Source organism: uncultured Tenacibaculum sp. (genome assembly GCF_947495995.1).
GTDB lineage: Bacteria > Bacteroidota > Bacteroidia > Flavobacteriales > Flavobacteriaceae > Polaribacter.
This window is the reverse complement of sequence record NZ_CANMAX010000001.1, coordinates 200,981-227,563: the sequence shown is the minus strand read 5'-3', so window position 1 is coordinate 227,563 and position 26,583 is coordinate 200,981. Positions and strand designations below refer to the sequence as shown.

Annotated in this window: 13 protein-coding genes; 10 read left to right on the top strand and 3 right to left on the bottom strand. The window is 33.7% G+C overall.

The features are described from left to right. The first annotated feature begins 22 nt into the window (after positions 1-22). The 8 genes from Q1A15_RS00940 to Q1A15_RS00905 all read left to right on the top strand — a co-directional run bounded on the left by Q1A15_RS00940 (position 23) and on the right by Q1A15_RS00905 (position 23,143). On the top strand, positions 23-490 hold the full coding sequence (locus Q1A15_RS00940) for a hypothetical protein (RefSeq protein WP_299617443.1): 468 nt from the start codon (positions 23-25) through the stop codon (positions 488-490). A gap of 638 nt (positions 491-1,128) precedes the next feature. After that, entirely contained in the window at positions 1,129-7,047 is a 5,919-nt protein-coding gene (locus Q1A15_RS00935; protein WP_299617441.1) for a glycoside hydrolase family 48 protein, read from the top strand. Between the two features lie 78 nt (positions 7,048-7,125). Further along, complete coding sequence (locus tag Q1A15_RS00930) at positions 7,126-10,266, top strand: cellulose binding domain-containing protein (protein WP_299617439.1); 3,141 nt, start codon at positions 7,126-7,128, stop codon at positions 10,264-10,266. 79 nt (positions 10,267-10,345) lie between these two features. Continuing rightward, positions 10,346-12,439: a cellulase family glycosylhydrolase gene (locus Q1A15_RS00925; protein ID WP_299617437.1), complete on the top strand. Its 2,094-nt coding sequence runs from the start codon at positions 10,346-10,348 to the stop codon at positions 12,437-12,439. A gap of 9 nt (positions 12,440-12,448) precedes the next feature. After that, positions 12,449-15,145 (top strand): cellulase family glycosylhydrolase, encoded by a 2,697-nt coding sequence (locus Q1A15_RS00920; protein WP_299617435.1) that lies wholly within the window; start codon positions 12,449-12,451, stop codon positions 15,143-15,145. A 143-nt stretch (positions 15,146-15,288) separates the two neighbouring features. Beyond that, entirely contained in the window at positions 15,289-21,993 is a 6,705-nt protein-coding gene (locus Q1A15_RS00915; protein WP_299617433.1) for a PKD domain-containing protein, read from the top strand. A gap of 179 nt (positions 21,994-22,172) precedes the next feature. Continuing rightward, a complete protein-coding gene (locus Q1A15_RS00910) occupies positions 22,173-22,646 on the top strand; it encodes a hypothetical protein (protein WP_299617431.1) in 474 nt (157 codons plus the stop codon). 11 nt (positions 22,647-22,657) lie between these two features. Next, positions 22,658-23,143 carry a hypothetical protein gene (locus tag Q1A15_RS00905; RefSeq protein ID WP_299617429.1) on the top strand — a complete coding sequence of 162 codons (486 nt, stop codon included), beginning with the start codon at positions 22,658-22,660 and terminating at the stop codon, positions 23,141-23,143. On the opposite strand, the gene cdaA is transcribed toward Q1A15_RS00905, so the two are convergent. After that, on the bottom strand, positions 23,136-23,915 hold the full coding sequence (gene cdaA / locus Q1A15_RS00900; protein WP_299617427.1) for a diadenylate cyclase CdaA: 780 nt from the start codon (positions 23,913-23,915) through the stop codon (positions 23,136-23,138). The genes Q1A15_RS00905 and cdaA overlap by 8 nt on opposite strands. Positions 23,916-24,116: 201 nt before the next feature. Between cdaA and Q1A15_RS00895 the strand changes: the two genes are divergently transcribed. Continuing rightward, on the top strand, positions 24,117-24,299 hold the full coding sequence (locus Q1A15_RS00895; RefSeq protein ID WP_299617425.1) for a hypothetical protein: 183 nt from the start codon (positions 24,117-24,119) through the stop codon (positions 24,297-24,299). 77 nt (positions 24,300-24,376) lie between these two features. Here Q1A15_RS00895 and Q1A15_RS00890 read toward each other — a convergent pair whose 3' ends face one another. Both Q1A15_RS00890 and folP read right to left on the bottom strand, forming a co-directional pair. Next, a complete protein-coding gene (locus Q1A15_RS00890; protein ID WP_299617423.1) occupies positions 24,377-24,985 on the bottom strand; it encodes a biopolymer transporter ExbD in 609 nt (202 codons plus the stop codon). 125 nt (positions 24,986-25,110) lie between these two features. Next, complete coding sequence (gene folP / locus Q1A15_RS00885) at positions 25,111-25,932, bottom strand: dihydropteroate synthase (protein WP_299617421.1); 822 nt, start codon at positions 25,930-25,932, stop codon at positions 25,111-25,113. 100 nt (positions 25,933-26,032) lie between these two features. On the opposite strand from folP, the gene Q1A15_RS00880 reads away from it, so the two are divergent. Then, positions 26,033-26,578, top strand: coding sequence for a DUF1599 domain-containing protein (locus Q1A15_RS00880; RefSeq protein ID WP_299617419.1), 546 nt, complete (start codon positions 26,033-26,035; stop codon positions 26,576-26,578). The last annotated feature ends 5 nt before the right edge of the window (positions 26,579-26,583 follow it).

Below are 26,583 nucleotides of genomic sequence, written 5' to 3'. Positions count from 1 at the left end.
TTAAACTAAAAATCTTAAAACGATGAAAAAAGTAATTTTATCAGTCTTTGTAGTAGGATCTTTATTAGCTACTTCTTGTAAGCAAGCAAAAGAAGCTAAAGAAGAAGTAAAAGACACTACTGAAGCAGTTGTAAATGACGCTAAAGAGACAGCAAAGGAAGTAAAAGAAGAAGCAAAAGAGGTTGCAAACGAAGCTAAAGAAGCTGCAACTGATGCTGTTAAAGCAGTAGAATCTGCTTTAGAAGGAGTAACTATTCCTGAATTCAAAGATCCTAAAGTAGGTGAGTATTTAAAAACATACACAGAGTATGCTAAAGAATACATCGATGCTAATGGTGATGTAACAAAAATCACTAAGTTAGCTGCTAAAGGTCAAGAATTAGCTAAAAAAGGTCAAGAATTAGCTGGAGCGATCAAAGATCCAGAAGCAGCTAAGAAGTTTTCTGAAACTTTAACTGCTATCGCTTCTAAAATGGCACCTGCTAAATAAGAATAATTCAGTACAAAATACTGTAAAAGCCTTAACTTATGTTAAGGCTTTTTTTGTTTTAAAAACTAACGTTCAGTACTTTATGTTTAGTTTTTTGTATTTTTTTATCACCTGTTTTTAGAGCTGTTATACGATTACTTCATTTTGTGAAAAAAAAACTTCAATGTTCCAATAAACTATTGAATATCGCGTTTTTTTAATTAAATTTAATAGTGGATATCGATATCCCCAGACAACCAAATAACTCGATTCGAAGGTCATGAACTTTAGGATAAGTTATTAAAATTAACCTTCTAGAATTAACACTACAAATAAAGAATCCCCGAATGAATTCTTCAAACGTTTGTAATTCTAGTTTATTTATTAAAACCTCAAACTGGATGGTGCATTAGCATTACCTAGAATGGGATACTAGTCAAAAAAAATAACTGATCTATATCATAAAATAGGTGAGCCTAGGTGACTATTGCATTATCCTAACTTCTAGTAATCTAAAGTACATATTCATAGTAGAGAGTAGTATGAAATCTTAACTGGCAGATGTGTTACATCTACTGGAATGGGAAAGTATTTTAAATAATCAAACTAAATTATCTAATATGAAACTACGATTGTTTTATGTGATACTGGTATTGTGTATGTTACCCTTTGCAGCCATAGCGCAATACAATTATGGAGAGGCTTTACAGAAGTCATTATTATTTTACGAAACACAACAGTCTGGTGTTTTACCAGATTGGAATAGAATTAGTTGGAGATCTAATGCAGGAGTCAACGACGGTCAAGATGTAGGACTAGATTTAACAGGTGGATGGCATGATGCCGGAGATCATGTGAAATTTGGATTTCCTATGGCATTTTCAGTAACCGCTTTAAATTGGGGTTTTTTAGAGTACAAAGCAGGTTACGATGCTGTGAATCAAACAGAAATTTTTAAACGAAACATAAAGTGGGTAACCGACTATTTTATTAAATGTCATCCTAGTCCAAATGAGTTTTACGCGCAAGTAGCAGATAGTAAATCTCAAGATCATAACTTTTGGATGGCGCCAGAAATGGTTGATGTACATCCACAATATGGACAACGTAAATCATATAAATTATCACCAACTGCACCAGGTACAGAAGTTGCCTGTGAAACAGCAGCAGCTTTAGCTTCAGCAAGTATTATCTTTAAAGATAGCGATCCTGCTTATAGTGCAACGTTATTACAACACGCTAAAGAGTTATATGAATTTGGAGATACTTATAGAGGTTTATATAACGAAGATGGAGGAATTCCTGCAACAGGAACATATTCTTCTGGTGGTTATCAAGATGAACTTACTTGGGGAGCTTTATGGTTATATAAAGCAACAGGAGATGTAGCTTATCTTCAAAAAGCAGAAGCTGAATATACACAGCCAGATTTTCTTTGGAGTTTAGTTTGGGATGATAAATCATATGGGAATATGGTTTTATTATCTATAATTACTGGAAAAAGTAATTATATAGCAGATGCTGAAAGACATTTAGATTTCTGGCAAAGAGGAGGAGGAATAGATTATTCTCCAGGAGGGCAAGCGCATTTAACACAATGGGGTTCTTTACGTCATGCTATGAATGCGTCATTAACAGCATTAATTTATAGTGATAATGTTGCTACAACTAAAAAGAATCAATATTATCAATTCGCTGTAGATCAAGTAAATTATGCTTTAGGAGACAATCCTAATAATAGAAGTTTAGTAACAGGTTTTGGAGTAAATCCTCCAACAAAACCACACCATAGAGGTCAACATGCAAGTTGGACTAGAAGTTCTGCTGTACCTGTAGAATCTAGACACACACTTTGGGGAGCTTTAATGGGTGGACCAATGGCTGCTAACGATGTTTTTGTGGAAGATAGAGATGATTTTCAAGCAAACGAAGTTGCAACAGATTATAATGCTTGTTACCAGGGAGTTTTAGCAAAAATGATCATGGATTTTGGAGGAACTCCTCTAGCAAATTTTCCACAGCCAGAAACACCAGGTTTAGAGTTTATTAATGAAGTTAGAATTAATAACGATCAAAATAAATCTACAGAAGTGGCTATTTGGTTAAATAACCGTTCAGCTTGGCCTGCTAGAGTTCCAAACTCTTTAAAAGCACGTTATTTTGTAGATATTTCTGAAGGTGTAGCAGCCGGTTTATCCGCTAGTGACTATGTTGTTAGTGGTAGAGGTGCTGGTACAATTGTGCCAGGTTTACAAGCTTGGGATGCTGCAAATAATATTTATTATGCAGAAGTAGAAGTTAGCCAAGATCGTATGCCTTTTCCAGGTGGACAAGGAGAATACAGAAGTGAAATTCAAGTTCGTGTTGCTTTACCTAATAGCGCAAGTGCAGCAGCTTGGGATCCAACAAACGATTTTTCATATGCTGGATTAAATAATACACTTAAGATAGTTCAAAATGTACCTATTTATGTAGACGGACAATTAGTTGGTGGTCAAGAACCAAATGGAGGAGATACACCTACAGCTTCTTTTACAGCAACACCAGAAACAGGTGTGGCTCCGTTAGAAGTTCAATTTAATGCAGCGGCTTCTTCAGATCCAAATGGAGATGCAATTACATATAGTTGGGATTTTGGTAATGGAACAACTTCAACATTAGTAAATCCAAAAGTTACATTTACAGGAGTAGATAGTTATGTAGTTTCTCTTACAGTTAGTGATGGAACTAATACATCTTCACCTACAACAAAAACTATAGTTGTATCTGATGGAAATATTGCACCAGTTGCTGATTTTACAGCAACGCCAGAAACAGGAATAGCTCCAGTTACAGTAAGTTTCGATGCTTCAGCTTCTTCAGATGAAAATGGAGATACATTAAGTTATAGTTGGGATTTTGGAGACGGTACAACTGGTACAGGTGTAATTGCTAGTCATGAATATGCAACAGTAGGTGAATATACTGTAAAATTAACAGTAAGTGACGGAAGTAAAACAGGAACAAAATCATCTACAATTAATGTAACTGATGGAAGTCCAGTTGCTGCTTTTACGTCTAATGTAGATACAGGAGTAGTACCTTTTGATGTTACTTTTGATGCATCTTCATCAATAAATCCTAAAGGTGGTGCATTAACATATAGTTGGACTTTTGGAAATGGATTATCTGGTTCTGGAGTAACAACAGCTACAACATACGATACTCCAAGTCAATATACAGTTACTTTAACTGTTGCGAATGCAGACGGAGAAACTGATAGTGTAACAAAAACTATAGTAGCTACAGACGGAAATACTTCTTGTGGTTTTGGTACGCCAACAGCTACTGCTTTACCAACAATTCATAAGCAATTCAATAACATTTTTGTTTTAGGTTCTGGAGGACCAAATTTAGATAACGTTTCTAATTTTACAATCAATTGGGATTTAGCTAATAATGGGTTATATCAATTCTCAATGTTAACAAACAATGGAGTTCCTTCATGGTGGAATGATTTTAAACCTAAAGTGACTCAAAACTTTAGTCAAGCAAATCCAGAAGTAACGATTAGTAATACAGGATTTGCAGGTTTAGATGGTGCGTATTGGGCAACTGTTGATAATGGAAACTTTGTTTTAGCATCTAAAACAGGAGGTTTTACAATTTACTTTAGTGAAACAGCTCAAGAACCAAATTGTAATACAGCAGCTGTAGCAAGTAGAAATGTGAGTGTGGCAAATACTTGTACATTTAATACTCCAGTTGCAAATGCATTACCATCTGTACAAAGACAATACAATAATATTTTTGTATTAGGTTCAGGAGGACCAAATTTAGACAACGTTTCTAATTTTACAATCAATTGGGATTTAGCTAACAATGGATTATATCAATTTTCAATGTTAACGAATAACGGAATCCCTTCTTGGTGGAATGACTTAAAACCAAAAGTGACACAGAATTTTAATTCAGCACAACCAGAAGTTACAATTACAAATTCAGGTTTCGCAGGATTAGATGGTTCATATTGGACAACTATGGATAGCGATAATTTTGTTTTAGTATCTAAAGCAGGAAGTTTTACAATTTATTTTAGTACTACAGCAACTGAACCTAATTGTGGTGGAGGTCCAGGAAATACAGATCCAATCGCAGATTTTTCAGCTAGTCCGATTTCAGGAGAAGCTCCTTTAACTGTAACTTTTGACGCTTCAGCTTCTTCAGACGCAGATGGAGACGTATTAGCTTACAGCTGGGATTTCAATGATGGAAACAACGGAACTGGTGTAACTATTCAGAATACATTTACAACAAAAGGAAATTATAGTGTTGTATTAACTGTAGATGATGGAAATGGTGGAACTGCAACAAAAACAGTAATGATCAGAGTTTCTGATCCAATTGTAATTGTTGATCCAGATCCAACAGGAAACGAATATTTAGATCGTTTTAATGAGTTAAGAGCAGAATTTTATGCGCCAGAAAATGGATATTTCAGTGCAGATGGTTCACCGCATCACTCTATAGAATCACTTATAGTTGAAGCTCCAGATCACGGACACGAATCTACTAGTGAATTATATTCATACTGGTTATGGTTAGAAGTTATGAATGCAAGAGTGAATGGAGATTGGGCTTCTATTAGTAATGTTTGGGAAAAAATAGAACAATTTATTATTCCTACTCAAGCAGATCAACCAACAAATGCAGCTTATAATCCTTCAAGTCCTGCTGCTTATGCACCAGAATTTGCTTTACCTAGTGGTTATCCAGCACCGTTAGAGTTTTCTGCACCAGTTGGAGTAGATCCAGTTTCAGCAGAATTATCATCTGCTTACGGACCAGAAGTATATCAAATGCACTGGTTATTAGATAACGATAATTTCTATGGTTATGGAAATAGAGGAGATGGAGTAAGTACACCTTCATATATTAATACATTCCAAAGAGGAGAGCAAGAATCTGTTTATGAAACAATTCCACATCCATCTTGGGAAGGATTTGATTGGGGAGGAACTAGCGGATATTTACCGTTATTCACTATCGATCAAAACTATTCTAGACAATGGAGATATACAAGTGCTACAGATGCAGATGCAAGAGCAGTACAAGCAATGTATTGGGCACAAGTTTATGCGAAAGAGCAAAATGTAAGTTTAAATCTTTTAGATTTAGATAAAGCAACTAAAATGGGAGATTACTTAAGGTTAGGAATGTTCGATAAGTACTTTAAACCTTTAGGAGTACAAAGTGATACTTCTGGAGCAGGAACAGGATATGATAGCGCACATTACCTAATGTCTTGGTATATTTCTTGGGGTGGAGCAGTAGATACTTCTGCGCCATGGGCATTCAGAATTAGTTCTAGTCACTGTCATTTCGGATACCAAAATCCAGTAGCGGCTTATGCAATGTCTCAAGTAAATGAAATGAAGCCTGGAACTCCAAACGGAGCTAGAGACTGGGGTGTAAGTTTACAACGTCAGTTAGAATTTTATACTTGGTTACAATCTAAAGAAGGTGGTATTGCTGGTGGAGCAACGAATAGTTGGAATGGAGATTATAGTACATATCCAGCTGGTAAATCTACATTCTATGATATGGCTTATGATGATAATCCTGTATATGAAGATCCAGGAAGTGGTACTTGGTTTGGATGGCAAGCTTGGTCTATGGAAAGAATTGCAGAATACTATTATATCACAAACGATCCAATGGCTAAAAATCTAATGGATAAATGGGCGAATTGGGTGAAAAATGTAGTGGTTCTTATCGGAGAAGATGATTTCGATATTCCTGCAACATTAGAATGGACAGGTGAGCCTGATAACTGGAATCCAGAAAATCCTGGAACTAACGAAGGTTTAAGTGTAACAGTTACAGATTACGGTAAAGATTTAGGTGTAGCTGCTTCTATGGCAAAAGCACTTATTTACTACGCTGCTGCAACAGAAAAGTATGCAACATTAGATACTGCTTCTCGTGATTTAGCAAAAGAAGTACTAGACAGAATGTGGAGAACATACAGAGATGATAAAGGAGTTTCTGCACCAGAAAGTAGAGGTGATTTTACACGTATTTTCGAGCAAGAAGTTTATGTGCCAAATGGTTTCTCAGGAACTATGCCTAACGGAGATGTGATTGAACCAGGAGTTACGTTCTTAGATATTAGATCAAACTATAGAAATGATCCTGATTTTGCAAGATTAGAGCAAGCTTATAATAGCGGGCAAGAATATACGCAACGTTACCACAGAAGTTGGGCGCAAATCGAAGTTGCTTTAGCGAACGCAGAGTATGGATATTTCTTCGGAGGAGCAACTACAAGTTCTAAAGCTAAGCCTAAACAAATTTCTGTAGGTATTGGACCTAATCCAGCTTCAGATTTTATTAATATTTCTGTATTCAATAATAAAGATAATGTACAGTTACGATTAATAGATTTATCTGGAAGAGTAATCACTACCAAAGTATTAGAAAACCAACAACAAACGACAAGAATGTCAGTTAGTGGATTACCAACAGGAGTTTATATTTTAGAAACTAATGATGTGTCTACAAACACAGTTTCTAGAAAGAAAATTATTGTTAAGTAATTTATGGTCATGAGAGGAGTGTTTTTTGCACTCCTCTTTTTCTTACAAAAATCAACCAAAAAAATAATACCCCTGATTATGAAAAGCTTATTCTTAAAAGCTTTAGCATCTGCTATGGTGCTACTTATAAGTTCATTATATAGTAACGCACAAACTAATAAAAATACTTCAGGTTTTGTGTATGCAGAAGGAGACAAATTTATGTTAGATGGGCAACCATTTTATATTTCTGGTGCCAACGTTTACGATTTCTTTACCTACGGATCTTCAAGTGGAGATATTGAAACTCAGTTTATGGATAAGGAGCGTATCGATGCTCATATGAGAAGATTATATGTAAACGGAATTCGAGTAATACGAATCTGGGGATTTAGTCATGAAGAATGGCACGGATTTGAACCAGAAAAAGGAGTATACAGCGAAGCGCAATTTTCGTTATTCGATTACATTGTAAAATCTGCAGAAGCTAACGGAATTAAACTCATTATTGCGTTAGAAAATTATTGGAACGATTACGGAGGAATTAAAGATAGACTGAAGTGGGAAGGTATTGAAGTGGAAGGAGCAGGAACTCACGATCAAGGACAATTTTTTACCAATACTTCAGCAATTCAAGGTTATAAAGACTACGTAGAATATTTTATCACAAGAGTAAATCATTACGATGGAGTTGCTTACAAAGACGACCCAACAATTTTAGCTTGGGAATTAATGAATGAACCAAGATATCAAGGTTTTGGTGATGATTTAACTTCGGATGTTTTAAGAGCTTGGGTAGATGATATGGGAGCTTTTATAAAAAATATAGATTCAAATCATTTATTAGGAACAGGTTTAGAAGCTCACGGATTAAAATATGGTTTTGGAGGTGATGAAGGAAACGATTTTATTAAAATTCATGAATCTCCATATATCGATTTTACTTCAGCGCATCCATACATTAGAGAAAGTTGGTCAAACTTTACTTTAGATGAAACCATGGCTTTAGTTTGTCAATGGGCAGACGAATCTCATGATATTATTAAAAAACCGTTGTATGTTGGAGAGTTTAATGTAGAACGAATAGAAAGAAGCGAATGGTGGGAAGAAATCTATGGATTTATAGAAAAAAAGAAAATAGGAGGAAGTGCATTTTGGTGGTTTCCAGATGATCGTACTCCAAGAGATAAATTTGCTGTTTTTGAAGGTGATGTTGAGTTAGATATTTACAAACGTCACGCACAAAAGATGGAAGAAATGTCTGGTGGAGAAGTGATTTATTTATCGCTAATGTCACCTAAATCAGGAGATGTTTATGTGTCTGGAAGTTCAGTGAAAATAGCAACAAATCTTATCAATGCATCAAACTCTGTAGCTAAAGTAACTTTTTATGCAGACGGTGTTTTGTTAGGAGAAGATACAACTGCACCTTTCGAGTTTGAGGCTAATTTACCAGACGGAAGTCATGTTATTACTTCTATAGCTACAGGTGTAAATGGTAATACAAAAACTTCATCAGGAAGAACTATTCAAGTAGGAGGAGAAGGTGTTGTAGAATTAGAATATAAAAACGCTTCGATTGCTACAGTAACAAATATTGTTAAACCACATTTTAGAATTAAAAATAATGCATCAACTCCAGTAAATTACGAAGATTTAAGTATTCGTTATTGGTTTAATTCAGATGATGATCAAGCTTTAAGTTTCTTTACCGATTATGCTAAAATTGGTTCAAGTAATGTAAATGGAAAGTTTGTTACGGTTTCCGGAGATTCAAAGTATTTAGAAATTACATTCGATGCTGCTGCAGGAAGTTTAGGAAGCGATGAAAACTCTGGAAGAATTGAAGCAAAATTTGCAAATCAAACTTGGTCAGATATGAATCAAGCTAATGATTATTCTTACAATGCTACACAAAATGATTTTGCGACTTGGAATAGAGTGACATTATATTTAAACGGACAATTAATAAGCGGAATTGAGCCTTCAGGAGATATAAATCAAGCGCCAATTGCAGTAATTTCAGCAACACCTATATCAGGAAACGAACCATTAACGGTTACTTTGGATGCCACAGGTTCTTCAGATCCAGAAGGAGATGTTTTAACCTACGAGTGGGATTTAGGAAATGGAATCACAGCTACAGATGCAATTTTCACGTACGAGTTTACTCAAAGTGGAGAATACGAAGTTACGCTAAGAGTTAGTGATGGAACTTCAACAAGTGTAGCTAAAGAAACAATTACTGTTAATTCTACAGAAGTGGTAGCAAGTTTCACAGCAGATCAATTACAAGGAGTAGCTCCTTTAACTGTGAATTTTGATGCTTCGGCTTCATCAGATCCAACAGGAAATACTCTCACATATACTTGGGATTTTGGAGATGCTACAACAGCAACAGGAATTACAGCTGTTAAAACTTATGATACACCAGGTGATTATGTGGTAACATTAACAGTAGATAATGGTATAGTTGCACCTGTAACTACAAGTAAAACTATTAAAGTTACCGAAGAAGTTACAAATGCTTCGTTAGTAGTAGAATATACAGATGGAGGTAGAGCGAATGCTTCAGATAATATGGTAAATCCACATGTACGAATTGTGAATAATGGAGATCAGGCTGTCGCTTTAAGTACACTTACTGTTCGTTATTGGTTTACTTCTGAAGATAATAACGATTTAAATTTCTGGTGTGATTGGGCACAATTAGGAAGTTCATTTGTGAATGGAACTTTTGGAGTGGCAAACGGTTTAGATTATCTAGAGTTATCATTTGATACATCTTCAGGAAGTATTGCTTCTTCGGAAAATACAGGTCCAATTCAAGCAAGATTTTCTAAAACGAATTGGTCTCCTTTTAATGAGCTTAATGACTATTCATATGATGCTACTGCGACAAGCTACAGTGCTAATGATAAAATCACATTATACAATAATGGAACTTTAGTTTGGGGAACAGAACCAACTTCGGCAAGTACAACTCAATCTAATGAAGATCTTATTTTATCTACAGCGAAATTATTTCCAAATCCAGCGAATTATCAGGTTTCTGTAGAAATGGATGGAGAATTGGAAAATTTAGATGTTAAAATATTAAATCTTAACGGAACAGTAGTTATTAAAAATTCTGCTAAAGAATTAAATATTGAAGCACTTTCAATAGGATTATATATCGTAGAAATTACAAATCCAAAAACTCAAAAAACAGTTAGAAAAAGGTTAGTTATCAAACGATAATGTTGTTTAAATCACTTTTGTTCTATAGTAAGCAAAAGTGATTTTTTTATCACCAATAAAATCATAAAAACTTTCAAAAATGAAAAAAATTATACAAAAACTAATAGTGCTATTGTGCCTGTGTTTAGGTGTAATAGTAACAGGGCAACAACAAAATTGGTTGTCTGTTTCAGGAAATAAATTATTCGATTCAAGAGGACAAGAAGTACGCTTAACTGGAGTAAACTGGTTTGGTTTTGAAACTCAAAACTATTTCCCTCATGGAATCTGGACACGTGATATGAAAAGTGTTCTACAACAAATAAAAGATTTAGGTTTTAATACAATTCGTGTGCCTTGGTGTAACGAAATGTTAGATCCAGGTGCTACAATCGATATTCCTTCATATGGATCAGATGCATATACTGGTATTTCACCAATGAATGAATTAGAAACTACAATTACAAGTCCAATAGAATTATTAGATGTATTTGTTCAGTGGTGTCAAGATAATGACATGAAAATAGTGTTAGATAATCACTCTCGAGCAGCAGATGGTTTCTTAAATGAAGCTTTTTGGTACACAACAGAATATTCAGAAGAAAGATGGATTAACGATTGGGTTTTTATGGCAGAACGTTACAAGAATTTTTCTGCTGTAGTAGGAATGGATTTAAATAACGAACCTCATGGTTCAAGTTGGGGAAATAGTAATCCATTAACAGATTGGAATAAAGCTGCAGAACGATGTGGAAATGCAATTCTAGATGTAAATCCGAATGTGTTAATTATTGTAGAAGGAGTTGGTGAATTTGAAGGAAACTCATATTGGTGGGGCGGACAATTAATGGGTGCAAGACAATATCCTATTCAATTATCAGATCAGACTAAATTAATGTATTCTGCTCATGAATATGGACCAGAAGTTTCACAACAAGATTGGTTTGAAGCTGCAAGTTTTCCGCAAAATATGCCTGGAATTTGGGAAGAAAATTATGGGTATCTGTATGACAATGAAACTTCACCCCTATTCATTGGTGAATTTGGAATAAAGGAACAAGATGCTTTTGGGGGCATAGCTTTCACTTGGTTTACAGAATTTGTGAAATTTATGGGGTCTCGTTACTCTTGGACATTTTGGAGTATGAATCCGAATTCAGGAGATACGGGAGGGATTTTACAAGATGATTGGTCTTCTGTGAACCAGTGGAAGTTAGATGTATTAACGCCACATTTAGCACCATTTATTCCAAATGAAATTGGAGGAAATGGAGGCGGAACAGGAAATAGAGCTCCTGTAGCAAATGCAACAGCAAATATAAATACTGGAATTGCTCCTATTACAGTTCAGTTTGATGGTTCAAATTCTTCTGATCTCGATGGAGATACATTAACATATTCTTGGAATTTTGATGACGGGAATTCAGCAACAGGTGCAATTACTAGTCACGAATTTACTCAGTCAGGAGAATATAACGTAGTACTTACTGTAAGCGATGGAAGTTTACAAGATACAGCTACGGTAACAATTACAGTTTCTGTAGATACACCACCAACAGGATGTGAGTTTAATACACCATTAAACACAGCATTACCTTCTGTAAATACAACATATAATTACTTGTTTGTATTAGGAAATGGTCCAGATTTAACGAATGTAAATGATGTTACAATTAATTGGGATTTAACCAATAATGGTTTATGGCAATTTTCAATGAATACAAATAACGGATCACCATCTTGGTGGGTAGATTTCTTACCGAAAATCACTCAAAACTTCAATCAATCACAACCAGAAATAACAATAACTAATTCTGGAATCTCAGGTTTAGATGGAAGCTATTGGGTAACCTTAGATAACGGAAATTTAGTATTAGTGTCTAAGTTAGGCGGTTTTACAATTTATTGTAGTACAACGAATAGTGCGCCAAATTGTAGTAGTACGGCTACAATAAATGTACAAGTTGCACCAAACCCAGTATTTAATGAGTTTATAATTACTTCTACAGAAAATCTAAAAAATACAACAGTTAGAATATTAGATTATTCAGGAGTTGTTATTTCAGAAGAAAAGATAGAGACAAATACAAAAAGTAAAATATTTGAATCTAGTCAGTTAAAACAAGGTGTTTACTTTATTCAATTAGAAAAGGGTAAGTCTATTACAGTTAAGAAAGTAATTAAAGGGTTTTAAAAGTAAGTTATGAAAACTGTAAAAAACTATATTACACTTCTTGTAATCATATGTTGTTTTACTTCGGTTACAAAAATTTTTTCTCAGAATACCATTCGTGTACAAGACGGAAAAATATTTACTTCTTGTAATGAGGAAATTGTTATGAGAGGTGTAAACGAAATGTTTATATGGTCTCAAGACAGAACAGGCGAACGTATTTTACCAGAAATAGCTAAAACAAAATCGAATGCTGTTCGATTAGTTTGGACTACAGAAGGTGCAGAAAACGAGTTTGATGCACTTATTAATAATAGTATTAAAAATAAAATGATCCCAGTTGCAGAATTGCATGATGCAACTGGAGATTTTAGCAAACTACAACAGTTATTAGATTATTGGAAAAAACCAGCAGTATTAGCTACAATTCAGAAGTATAAAAAGTGGTTAATTGTAAATATTGGAAACGAAGTTGGTAATGGTTCAGAATCAACAGCACAGTGGGTAAATTACTATAAAGATGCAATTACGCAATTGCGTGACGCAGGTATTGACACTCCTTTAATGATAGATTGTGGAGGTTATGGAAATAGAGAAAGTTATTTTCTTGAAGGAGGAAACGAGTTGTTAGAATTTGATCCACTAAAGAATATCATTTTTGCTGTTCATACTTATTGGACTAATGGTGATGATCAAGCTAAAGTTGATCGTTTGAATGCGATGATTACTGAAGCAAAATCAAAAAAGTTACCATACATCATAGGTGAAGGTCCACAAAAAGTAGCTTCTCCAGTGGCATGCGGACAAAGTTTCCCATATGTGGAAATGATGAAGAGGTTACAAGAAGAAAGTATCGGGTGGCTAAGCTGGTCTTGGGGAGCGGTTGATAACAACGATTGCGGTTCTCCAAATAGTGAATTAGATATTACAACAGATGGAAAATACGGTAATTGGGCAACTCAGTTTGCTGAAGAAATGTGTGTAACAGATGTTAATTCAATTCAAAACACATCGATAATTCCACCATCAATATTAGATCCGAGTGTTGCTTCTTGCGGAACTACCTATACGATTAATGCATCAACTAATGTTGCAGGCGGAACAATTTCTCCTTCGGGAAATGTAATTGTTTCTGAAGGAGACAATCAAATATTTGATATTACGTCTAATATTGGATTTAAAATAGGAGATGTATTAGTTGATGGAACTTCAGTAGGAGCTGTTACAACGTATACTTTTTCAAATGTTTCTGCAAATCATACGATAAAGGTGATTTATGAGGATGTTCCACTTCCTCCGCAACTTCCGTATGTAGATGGAAAACCTCAAGCTATTCCAGGAAAAATAAAAGCAACATCTTTTGATTTAGGTGGAGAAACAGTTGCATATCACGATACAACTTCTGGTAATGATGGTGACGGAATAAGACAAGAAGAAGATGTAGATACCGAGTTTGGAGGAGATGGAGAAAATATTGGATATACTGCAGATGGCGAGTGGGTTGAATACACAGTTAATGTTCTTGAATCTGGAATATATACAATAGATGTTTTAGTGGCTTCAGCAGTTTCTAATGGAGCTTACCATATCGAATTTGATGGTAAAGATGTTACAGGGTTACAAAACGTTTCTACAACTGGTGGGTGGACGAATTATAGTTCTCAAAAAATCTCAAACGTAATGTTAGTTGCAGGAGAACAAGTTATGAGAATGTTTATAGATAAAGGTTCTTTTAATTTTTCTACAATAACGTTTACAAAAGAAGGTGGTTCAACAAATAATCCACCAATAGCATCATTCACATCTTCTATAGTATCTGGTTTGGCTCCATTGACTGTGAATTTTGATGCGTCTAGTTCTTCTGATCCTGATGGAGATGCAATAATATATACTTGGAATTTTGATGACGGAACATTAGCAACTGGTGTAACAGCGTCGCATACGTTTTTACAAGCTAGAGATTATAATGTAACTCTAACAGTGAGTGATGGAACTTTACAGAGTTCACAAACAAAAATCATTAGTGTTAGAGATGATAATACACCTGTAAATTGCACATTCAATACACCAATGAATACTGCATTACCGTCGATTAGTAAGACATACGACTACATTTTTGTTTTAGGAAACGGTCCTGATTTAAGTAACGTAACCAATTTCGGAATTAATTGGGGGCTTGCAAATAATGGATTATGGCAACTTTCAATGAGCACAAATAACGGAAGTCCGTCTTGGTGGGTGAATTTTTTACCAAAAGTCATGCAAAACTTTAATCAGCCTCAGCCAGAAATAACAATTACAGGATCTGGTTTTACAGGTTTAGATGGTGAATATTGGGTGACTTTAGATAGCGGAAATTTTGTGTTAGTATCTAAAACAGGTCAGTTTACAATTTATTTCAGTACTACTAATGTGAAGCCAAGTTGTGAAATTACTACAGCTAGTAGATTTCAACAGAATGATACTATCAAAACAGAAGAGTTTATTGTTTGGCCTAATCCTGTAGAAGATATTATTTCAATAGCAATTCCAATACCTCAAAATGTGAAATCGAATAGAGAAATGTTCTTGTTTAATTTAAACGGACAAATCATTAAAAAGAAGAAGTTTAATAAGCAACAGAGTATCAAGATTCAAACTTCAGATTTAGTTAAAGGAGTGTATTTAATGGAAATAAGAAATAATGATACAGGTAGTATAACAGTAAAGAAAATTATTAAAAAATAGCATACGAAATTTTCAATTATTAGGGATTGAATTTATGTGAAGGTGAACCGAGCATCGTCTCGGTTGGCCTTACATATAAAGGTTTAAGTGGGGACAAAATTCATTTGATTAGAAATTAAATAACAAATCAATCAATAAAAATCATGAAACTTAAACAAAAATTTAAACGTTGGATATATTCGAATATCCAGGAGAAAATAAAACGACCTATCTGGTATTTTGCCATTGTTTTTATCTCTTTAGGTGTTGCCGTAAAATCAATTTTACCAATTTATGACGGAACCAAAGGTCCGGAAATGACAAAGCAAACTTGGCCTAAAGGAACCTTTCTTTCAAACTTTCCAGAAGGAGACAGAATTAATACATATCACCGTAATTACTTAATGATTAACGGACAAGCAGGAACAGGTGTTTGGGATGTGTCAAATCCAACTGCTCCAAAGCGAGTTCAGTTTAGTGATGCTGCAAATAATGGTCATCGTTGGTGGAAATTAGAAGGAGATTTATTTTATCGAGAATATTCTGTGCCAGAAGTTGAAGGAACAGGGTATAAATATCTCGATTTATCTAATATGCTGGACAGGAAACCAGTAACATCTTCAGATATTTTATATACCGTACAAGATGGACAAGCGAATTATGATAACTTAGAAACGTTTCCGCACACCATTGTCGGAAATCGAGTTTTCGACATGCGTTCTGGTCAACAAGTCGATAATATTCCAGTAAGTGTTTCAGTTCCAGATGTTGTCGTAAGAGTAGGAAACTATGTGTTTTATGCACCGCAAACAGGAGCAATTAGTGTATTTGATTTTGGAGACCCAAGTAGTATTAAATTTTTAGGATCTTTTGGAGGAGATATCCCTCACGAACAATATAGTACAGGAATTCAATTGTGGAGAAATTACCTGATTTTTATGAGTGGAAATCAAGGTCCAGATGCTTTAGTTGGTTTTGATATTAGTGACCCAACAAATGTAACAAGAGGATTTAGTTTGCACTCCGATCAAATTACATTAGGTAGATATATGATTTTTCAAGATGAATTTGGTTTCTCTGGAAGGTTTGACAGAGGTGTGAAATTCAATTTTGAAACTATGGAAATCGATCATGAATTTTTTCCTCCTTCAAGTGATGAAACGCTTCAATTTATCGATAATCAATGGATGCCAATCGGACATATTTTAGTGGCCAGTGGAGATGATAAAACTTCAATTTTTGCACATCAAGATGGGTTAGATACAAAAGGACCTTCTGTTGGACATCATTTTCCAGTTTCAGGAGCAATTAATCAGCCAGTAACAACTACAATTGGTTTTGTAATAAATGAAACCTTGAATGATTTAACCTTAAATGATCAAACAATTCAAGTAAGTCCACTTGGAGGAAATCCAATTGAAGGAGATGTCACTACAACTTCATATCAAGTAATTAATTACGCGCCTAAAAATCCATTATTGCCGAATACAACTTACGAAGTAAAGTTTGTTGAAGACGGAATTAAAGATGCAGTTGGTAATGGAATGGAAGAGTATAGTTTCTTTTTTACCACAGGTGGTGATTCTTCAAATCAATCTCCAGAAGTAACAGGAATTACAGCTAACAAACCTTCTCCAGTAATAGAGAATACTCAGATCGAATTTACGACAAATGCGACAGATGCTGATGGAAATACATTAAGTTATCGTTGGGATTTTGGCGATGGAACTCCAAAAACAGAATGGACGACAAAAACCGTAAATCATACTTTCGCTGAAGCAGGAAATTATAATGTACAAGTTCAAATTTCTGATAATAACGGAGGTTTTGTTGTCGCTTCAAAAGCTATAGTTGTTTCAGAAAACTTACCAAACACTTCTCCAACACAATCTGGACCAATTACAGTTGATGAAACAAATAGAATTGTATGGTCTGTAAATCCAGATAATAATTCAGTTACATTAATCGATGCCGATAATTTTGCTGTAATAAAAGAAGTTTCTGTAGGAAAAGATCCTATTAGTGTAGCGTTAGATGCACGACAAAATGCTTGGGTTACTTGTAGAGATTCAGATGAGGTTTATGTTTTAAATACTCAAGGAATCGTTCAGGATCAAATTCAATTAAATCGAGGTGATCGACCTTACGGATTGGTATTTACTCCAGATCAAACACGTGCTTTTGTTTCTACTTTTGGTTCAGGAAAGATTATCGAAATTAATCCGTCAACAAAAGTAATTGTAAATACAATTTCAATAGGAAATACACCAAGAGCTTTAGCAATTACTGGAGATGGAAACAAAATGTTAGTCACACGTTTTATTTCACCAGATGAAGAAGGTCAAATTTGGGAAGTAAATCTAAATACGTTAACTAAAAAAACGATTGACTTAGCATTAGATGATTTCACTGTAGATAACGGAAATGCAGCTCGCGGGTTACCAAATTACATTTCAGGAGTTAGTATTCATCCCAATAATAAATCAGCTTGGTCTGTAGCAAAAAAGGATAATATTTTAAGAGGATTTGCGAGAGATGGAAAAACGTTAACTTTCGATAATGCTGTTCGAACAGCTATTTCTCCGATCAATTTAACAATAGGAAAAGAAGATTTAGGAAATAGATTAGATTTTGATAATCATGGTCAGCCTTCATCAGCTTTGTATTCTCCAACAGGAAATTATTTGTTCGTTACCATGCAAGGAAACAATAGAATTATTGTAATTGATCCGAAAACAGGTATCGAAATTTTAAAAACTGATGTGGGAAAATCTCCACAAGGTTTAGCTTTTGATAAAAGTACTAATAGACTTTTTGTAAAAAACTTTATGGATCGTTCGGTTACTGTTTTAAATGCTGATGCTATGGTGAGGAACGGAGATCCAGTGCTCGAAAATTTGGCAACTGTAAATACTGTAAGAACAGAATTATTGAGTGCGGAAGTATTAAAAGGGAAACAAATTTTTTACGATGCTTCTAATTTAAAAATGGGAACCGATGGTTACATCAGTTGTGCGAGTTGTCATGTTGATGGAACTCAAGATGGAAGAACTTGGGATTTTACAGATCGTGGAGAAGGATTAAGAAATACAATTTCACTCGTTGGTCGTGCCGGAACTGCTCACGGAAGAGTACATTGGAGTGCAAATTTTGATGAGATTCAAGATTTTGAGAATGATATTCGTGCGCATTTTAAAGGTCAAGGTTTTATGACTACAGATGATTTTAACGATGGAACAACAGCCTTAACACTTGGTGATGCAAAAACAGGAAAATCGGCAGATTTAGATGCTTTAACAGCGTATATAGAATCGTTAGATACTTTTGAACCAAGTCCGTATAAAAATGCAAATGGATCGTTAACTGCAGATGGAATTGCAGGAAAAGCTATTTTCTCAGACTTAAAATGTGCTTCTTGTCATAGTGGAGCGGCATTTACAGATAGCCCTTCAGGAAAATTACACGATGTGGGCACTTTAGGAACTCAAAGTGGTCAACGTCTTCAAAAAACATTGTTAGGTTTAGATGTTCCTACATTAAAAGATGTTTGGGCAACGGCTCCATATTTACATGATGGTTCAGCAAAAACAATTAAAGAAGTTTTAACAACAAAGAATATTGGAGATGCACACGGAGCAGTTTCTACTTTAAGTCAAAATCAGATTGATCAATTAGTAGCATATATTAATCAAATTGATGGAGACGAGATCAATACTGATGAAATTCAAGTTCTAGAAATGGCATCACCTGCAGATGGATCGAAATTAAATACATCAGAAAAAGTAAAATTAGCTGTAAATACTAATATTGAAGGCGTAACTAAAGTTGAATATTATGTAGATAACGATTTGGTTGAAGAAGTTACTACAGCGCCTTTTGAAAGTTCTTGGCAACCTATTTTATGGAAAACATATACAGTAGCCGCTAAAGTATTTTATAACAACGGAAAAACGGCTTCTATAACTCCAGAATCAAAAGTTACATTTAAGAATACAATCAACGTAATGTTTGTTGTTGGAGATAAGACAAATCTTTCCAACGAAGATCAGCGTATAAAATCAAGATTAGCACAACAATTTGGCTTTTCTATTACTTTGTTTTCAGATGAAGAAGCTACGAGCCCGCAATCTGCAAATCCGTATGATTTAGTTTTAATTTCTTCTACTGTAGATCCAAGAGAACTAGGAAATGATTTAGAAGGAGCCAGAGTGCCGTTATTAACTTGGAATCCTTTTATGTATAATCGTTTAAGAATGACTTCAGGATCTTTAAATACAGGTTTCGGAATTACAAACGAAGGTTTCGATCAAGTAACAATTTCAGCTCCAAATCATCCAATGGCAGCAAATGCAGGAATAACAACTGCTTTATATGATATTACACAAAGTTTACCTTTTGGAAGTCCATCAACAGAAGCTATTATAATTGCTAAAGCAGGTACACAACCTATTTTATTTGGTTATGAAGCAAGTGCAACAATTCCATCGAGAAGAACTGCGTTTCCGTTGCGAGATCAATTCATGCATTTATTAACACCACAAGGTTTAAAAATGTTTGATGCAGCTATTTTATGGACACTTCATGGTGGTGATGCAGATACGCCAATCGGACCGTTACCTGATGTGTATTTTACTTCACCAACTAACGAACAATTAGTAAATGCTCCAATTAGTATTGAATTTGAAACTGAAGGTTGGGATTTGCCTTCACAACAATTTCAGTTAAGATATAGAATAGACGGACAAGATAGAGGTTTAATAACTTCGGAAGGTGTGCATGAAGATCTAACAAATTTATCTGAAGGGCCACATGAATTAACACTTCAAATGGAAAGAAGTGACAATTCGTTAACGGAACTTGGAGAAACAATAACTGTTATGGTAACCAAAGATCCAATTCCAAAAGATCCAACAGTATTAATTGAATCGCCAACAAATGGAAGTTTAGTCGGACCTAATTTTTCTATTGAATTTTCTACAATTTTATGGGATTTTACACCTAATGGAAGGCATGTGAAGTATTCTTTAGATGGAATTGAACAGCAAGATGTGTATTCAGTTACTCCTATTCCTGTATCAAATTTAACAGAAGGCACTCACACTATTAAGTTAGAATTAGTAGAAGCCAATGGTACACTTACTGGAGAATTTAAAGAAGTGACATTTACAGTAGATGAAAGACTAGCAAATTTACCAGATACTGATTTTAGTGTCGAGTATAGAGAAAATAGTTCGGGAGCAAATTCATCAGAATTAAAACCTGTGTTTCAAATTGTAAATGGTTCTAATGAGAATTTAACGTTGAAAGATTTTACAATTCGTTACTGGTTTACACCAGATCATAATGTTCCTATGGTGTTTAATATAGATTATTCTCAACCAAAAGGAGTAACAGGAAAATATGAGGCATTAGGTGCAGAAAATTACTTAGAATTAGGATTTACAAATACTTCAGGAAATATCAATGCGAACTCAAAATCAGGACAAATCGTAACAAGATTACATCATTCAGGATTTCAATCACACAATCAGCTGAATGATTTTTCTTATGATGCTGCTAAGAATAATTTAAGTCCACATGTTTTAGTAACGTTATATTACAAAGGACAGTTAGTTTGGGGGTTAGAACCCGATGGCTCGGTTGCTGAAAATAGAGCTCCGATTGCAGATTTTACCTCTAATGTAAGTTCAGGACAAAGTCCGTTAAGTGTTCAGTTTGATGCATCAGGTTCTTACGATCCAGACGGAGATGTATTAACCTATACTTGGGATTTTGGCGATGGAAATACAGCCGTGGGAGAAATAGTTTCACATGAATTTACACAACCCAATAACTATACGGTTGAACTTACAGTTAGTGATGGAGAAAAACAACGTACAAAATCTTCGGTAATTACAGTAACAGATCAACCGATAAATAATGCTCCAATAGCTAATTTTACTGCTGATGTAGTTTCGGGAAATGCGCCTTTATTAGTTCAGTTTGATGCTTCTAGTTCAACAGATCCAGATGGAGATATATTAACATATACTTGGGATTTTGGTGACGGAAATACTGCGACAGGAGAAATAATTTCATATGAATTCTTACAACCTAATACTTATGATGTAGTATTAACGGTAAGTGATGGTGTTTTACAGGATTCTAAAAGTATTGCAATTAATGTAATCGATGATTCAAATCCGAATCCTTCAGGTTGTAGTTTTGGTACGCCAATAGCCACAAGTTTAACATCTGTAAATAAAGCTTATGATTATGTATTTGTTTTAGGAAATGGCCCTGACTTAAGTAACATTGCAAAATTCACTATAAATTGGGATGCTAATGCGAACGGTTTATGGCAGTTTTCAATCAATACAACAAATGGTGCTCCGTCTTGGTGGAATAACTTAATACCAAGTATTACGCATAATTTCAATCAAGCACAACCAGAAATAACAATAACAGGTTCTGGTTTTACAGGTTTAGATGGTGAATATTGGGTAACCTTAGATGCTGACAACTTTGTGATGGTCTCAAAAACAGAAGGATTTACCCTGTATTTCAGTACAACTAATACAGCGCCTAACTGTGGAAGTACTGTTGCATCTAGAATTCAAAATGAACAAAGTTTAGAAACTGAAATATTTGCAATTGGACCAAATCCAGCTTCAAATTTTATTTCAATTTCTATTCCTTCAACTCAAAATCAAGTTACACAGAAAAGCGTAGCATTGTTCAATGTAGCTGGTCAACGAGTAATTTCAAAACAGTTTATTGAAAATAGTATTCAGTTAGAAATAAATGATTTACCAAAAGGTATATATGTTTTACAAATAAAAGACAGTGAAAAAGGAAATTTAGTAACCAAAAAGATCGCTATAAAATAGATTCATATGGGATAATTTTAAAACCGATATCAAGTAATTGATGTCGGTTTTTTTGTTTTAAATCTTAAGACTATGTTATAATAAATTTTAAACGCAACAAAGTTGCGATAAAATATTTATATTGCAATAGAGCCACGTTAGTGGTTTTGATCAAAAAATAATTTAAAACTTATAATTTAATGGTTACAAAAGAACAAGTACTTGAGGTACAAGAAAAATGGGGAGACGGAGTAGTTAAAATAGGAAGTTTACAGACAGATAGAGCTGAATGTGAATCGTTCACAAATGGTTTTATTGATGAGCGTTATGCGTATCAAAATGGAACAGTAGTATTCAAACCAACAAAGTGTGCTATTGAACAATTTAGACCAACTAAAGAAGAAGCAGTATCGTATTTTATTGCAGGTGAAGATCGTAAATGTGAAGAAGATAAAGGATTTGCCTTACAACCTTGGACTAAGGTAAGATTTGAAAACGCTGGGATAATTCTTGAAGAGAAAAGAGCTATTGCTATGGGAAACTATTTCTTTACAGATTTAGAAGGAAATGAGGCAAAAGTTGAATATACTTTTGGATACAAGCTTGTAGACGGAGATTTAAAGATCGATTTACATCATTCTTCTTTTCCATATACTATTGAAGTAGTAGCTTAATGAACAAGAGTATGTATTTTGTATGTCCTACGGATTTCCTTGAATCTGTAATTGATAATCATTCCTTATTAGATGTGAATTATTATTATACCTCTTTACGGAATTCCGTAGTATTTAATACAGATACATTAGATTATATATTTCAATTTATAGAAAAAGAAAACATCACAAAAATAAGCTTTGTCCTTTCTGATAAGAATACCATAATTTCAGATGCTATTTATCAACAAGCATATCATAGCTTAACTGGTTTGCGTAATTTTTATGATACGATTTCAAAAGATTATCTATATAAAGTAACAGATAAGCAAGCAATAGCATCACAAATAATACAAGCATTTTTAAAGGATAAAACATTACAATTAGCTTCAGAATTAAATAAAGCTTTTGATCAAGAAATAACGATTGAAGCAAAAATTTATGATAGTAAAGAAAAGAGTTTTGTTACTATTCCAACACAAAACTTCCTGTGGAGAGATATTTTTAGTTTTAATTAGATAAATCTTTCTGAATAATTTCTGATAACTCTTCTTTAGTCTTGTAAAAAACAAAATTGCCATCTTTTACATAAGAGATTTCTCCTGTTTCTTCAGAAACAATAATACACACAGCATCTGTTTTTTCGGTAACTCCAATAGCAGCTCTATGTCTAAGTCCGAATCTTGAAGGAATTCTGGTGCTTTCAGATACAGGTAAAATTACTCTTGTAGCAATAATATAATTATCACGTACAATTGTAGCACCATCGTGTAATGGACTGTTTTTATAAAAAATACTTTGAATAATTGCGTCGTTAATTAGAGCATTCATTTGGTCACCAGTATTCACTAGAAAATCTAACTTATTCGTTCTTTCAATAACAATTAAAGCTCCTGTTTTTGTTTTCGACAAACTGTTACAAGAGGAAAGCAAAGTATCAATGTCTGTGTCTGTATTAATTTCAGATTGTAAAAATTTTAACTGATTAAGGAATCCACGTTTATTGGTAAAATTATTTGTACCAATCATTAATAAGAACTTCCTAATTTCTTGTTGAAAAACGATAATTAAAGCAATAACACCACCAGATAATAAGTAACCAAGAATACCACTTAACATTTCCATATGTAGTGCTTGTGTGGCTTTCCATATTAAGAAAATAAGAGCAATACCAATTACAATATTAATAGCAACAGTTCCTTTAAGTAGTTTATATGTGTAAAATAATAGTACAGCAACTAGAATAATATCTAATACATCTAAAAAAGAAAAATCTAAAAAATCTAGCATTTGGTAATTTGCATTTGCGTAAATGTACTAATTATTTAGTTGTGGTGATTCGTATAGTTTTATGAGTATTAACAAAATTTTAAAATTTTATTAATTCATACTCTGGGGGATAATTTTGTATTTTCATCAACGAAATCAATCAATCGATTGAAAAAAATAAATTATTTAATCTAAAACCTTACTATTATGAAAAATCAAATTTTGAATCTAGGAACAGTGATTTCTAAAAAAGAGCAAAAAAATATCCAAGGAGGATTTGGATGTCAGCCACAATTACTTCAGTGTGATTCAAATCGTGATTGTCCTCCTTGTAGTAGCGGATGTGGAATTACTATAGATCTTAATGGAGAACCATTTTTCATCTCAGGTGTTTGCGCATTTTAAGCTATCTAGTAAAGAGAATAATAGAAAACCCAGTTACATTTTTTGTAACTGGGTTTGTTTTTTAATTGTATACGATGTTATTTACTCGCCATTGTAGTTTCAATATCTCCTATAAGCAAAGGATATTTACTACGTATAAATTTAATTTTTTCAAGAACTTCTTGATTTTTTGTGCGGCTATATTCTTCTTCTAAAGCTGTATGACTTTTGTTGTATAAATTTAAAGCAAGCTTATTTCGTAACGAAGCATAAGCACGATTCACGTTATCTAAAACATTAATGTAGGTTTCATAAGTAGAATTTCTATCTGCAGTTATAGAAATAAATGCTTTTGAAGGATGATCAGATAAGTCTGCTCTTTTTTCACCTTTACACCAATCACAAGCTTTTCCACTAAGATCTTTTCCTCCTCCATTATCAATAAAATCAACAGCAAGTTTGGTGATATTTTTTACATCAACAATATCATTTCCAATCAATACTTCATTGTTTAAGTTGATATTAATGTCAAAAAGATTTCTTTCATACATATCAATCTGAGGTGGATTTTCATTTTTCTCAGCCATTTTTCTAAAGATACCTTTATCTGTATCCATAGTTGTGGTCACCAGAAAGAAAATGAGTAGTAAAAAAGCAATGTCTGCCATAGATCCGGCATTAATTTCAGGAATAGTTCTTCTCTTCATAATTAGTAGTTTTTAAAAATTAATAAATAGTTTAAAAGTTTGGCTACTAGGCAATTTTTGGTATGAAGAATCAGCAACAAAAACGATGCCGCTTTTGAGATTGATAAACTAAGCCGAAATAGATGTTATAAAACTTGTGCAGTTATTTTAATAGCCTCAGAAGCTTCTTTAACATCATGTACTCTTAAAATATGAGTTCCGTTTAATAAAGCAATTGTATTAGCAACAGTTGTAGCGTTTAATGCTTCTTGAGGAGTTGTTTCTAAAAGTTTATACAACATAGATTTTCTAGAAACCCCAGTTAAAATAGGAACATCTAGATTTTTAAATAATGAAAGATCTTTTAATAACAGATAATTATGATCTATAGTTTTTCCGAAACCCAAACCAACGTCAATAATAATATCATTGAGTTTGAGCTGACGAAGTTCAAATATTTTCTCAGCAAAAAAAGAAATCAAATCAGTTATAATATTATTGTAAGTAGGATTTTTTTGCATGTTTTGTGGCGTTCCTTGCATGTGCATTAAGATATAAGGAACCTGTAACTGTGCCACAGTATTGTACATGTTTTTATCCATGTTTCCACCAGAAATATCATTTATCAAACTCGCACCAGCTTCAATAGTTTCTTGAGCGACTTTACTCCTAAAAGTATCAACAGAAATAATTAAATCAGGATAATTTCTAATCAGTAATTCAATAATAGGTACGATACGACGAAGTTCTTCATCTTCAGAAACATCTTTAGCACCAGGTCTAGAAGAATATGCTCCAACATCAATAAATGTAGCACCTTCAGCTATCATTTTATCAATTTGATTTAGAATAGTTACATCATTTTTATACTTACCGCCATCATAAAAAGAATCTGGTGTAATATTAAGTATTCCCATTACTTTTGGGGAAGATAAATCAACTAGTGTGCCTTTGCAATTAATTGTCATTGATACCTTTTTGTGGGTTATTGGTACAAATTTCTATGTAAAAATAACTCAAAACCTAATTGATTTGCTATTTTTACATAGTTTTTTCTGAATATATAAAATGCATAATACCTCAGAGCAGTACGATTCGGTTGTAAATGAATGCCGAAACTTATTTGTAAATAAGATGAAAGATTATGGTAGCGCATGGAGAATTTTACGCTTACCATCGTTAACAGATCAAATTTTTATTAAAGCGCAACGCATTCGTCAGTTGCAAGAGAATGAAGTTAGAAAAGTAGATGAAGGTGAAAGATCTGAGTTTATTGGGATAATAAATTATTCTGTTATGGCTTTAGTTCAGTTAGATTTAGGTGTTGTAGAACAGCCTGATTTATCTACAGAAGAAGCCACTGTGTTATACGATAAGTATGTTAAAATAACGAAGGAATTAATGGAGAAGAAAAACCACGATTATGGTGAAGCATGGCGAGATATGAGAGTTTCTTCTTTAACAGATTTAATTTTACAAAAGTTATTACGAGTAAAACAAATAGAAGATAATAAAGGTAAAACATTAGTTTCTGAAGGAATTGATGCAAATTATCAGGATATGATTAATTATGCTGTTTTTGCAATGATTCACTTCAACGAAGAAACATCATAAAATCC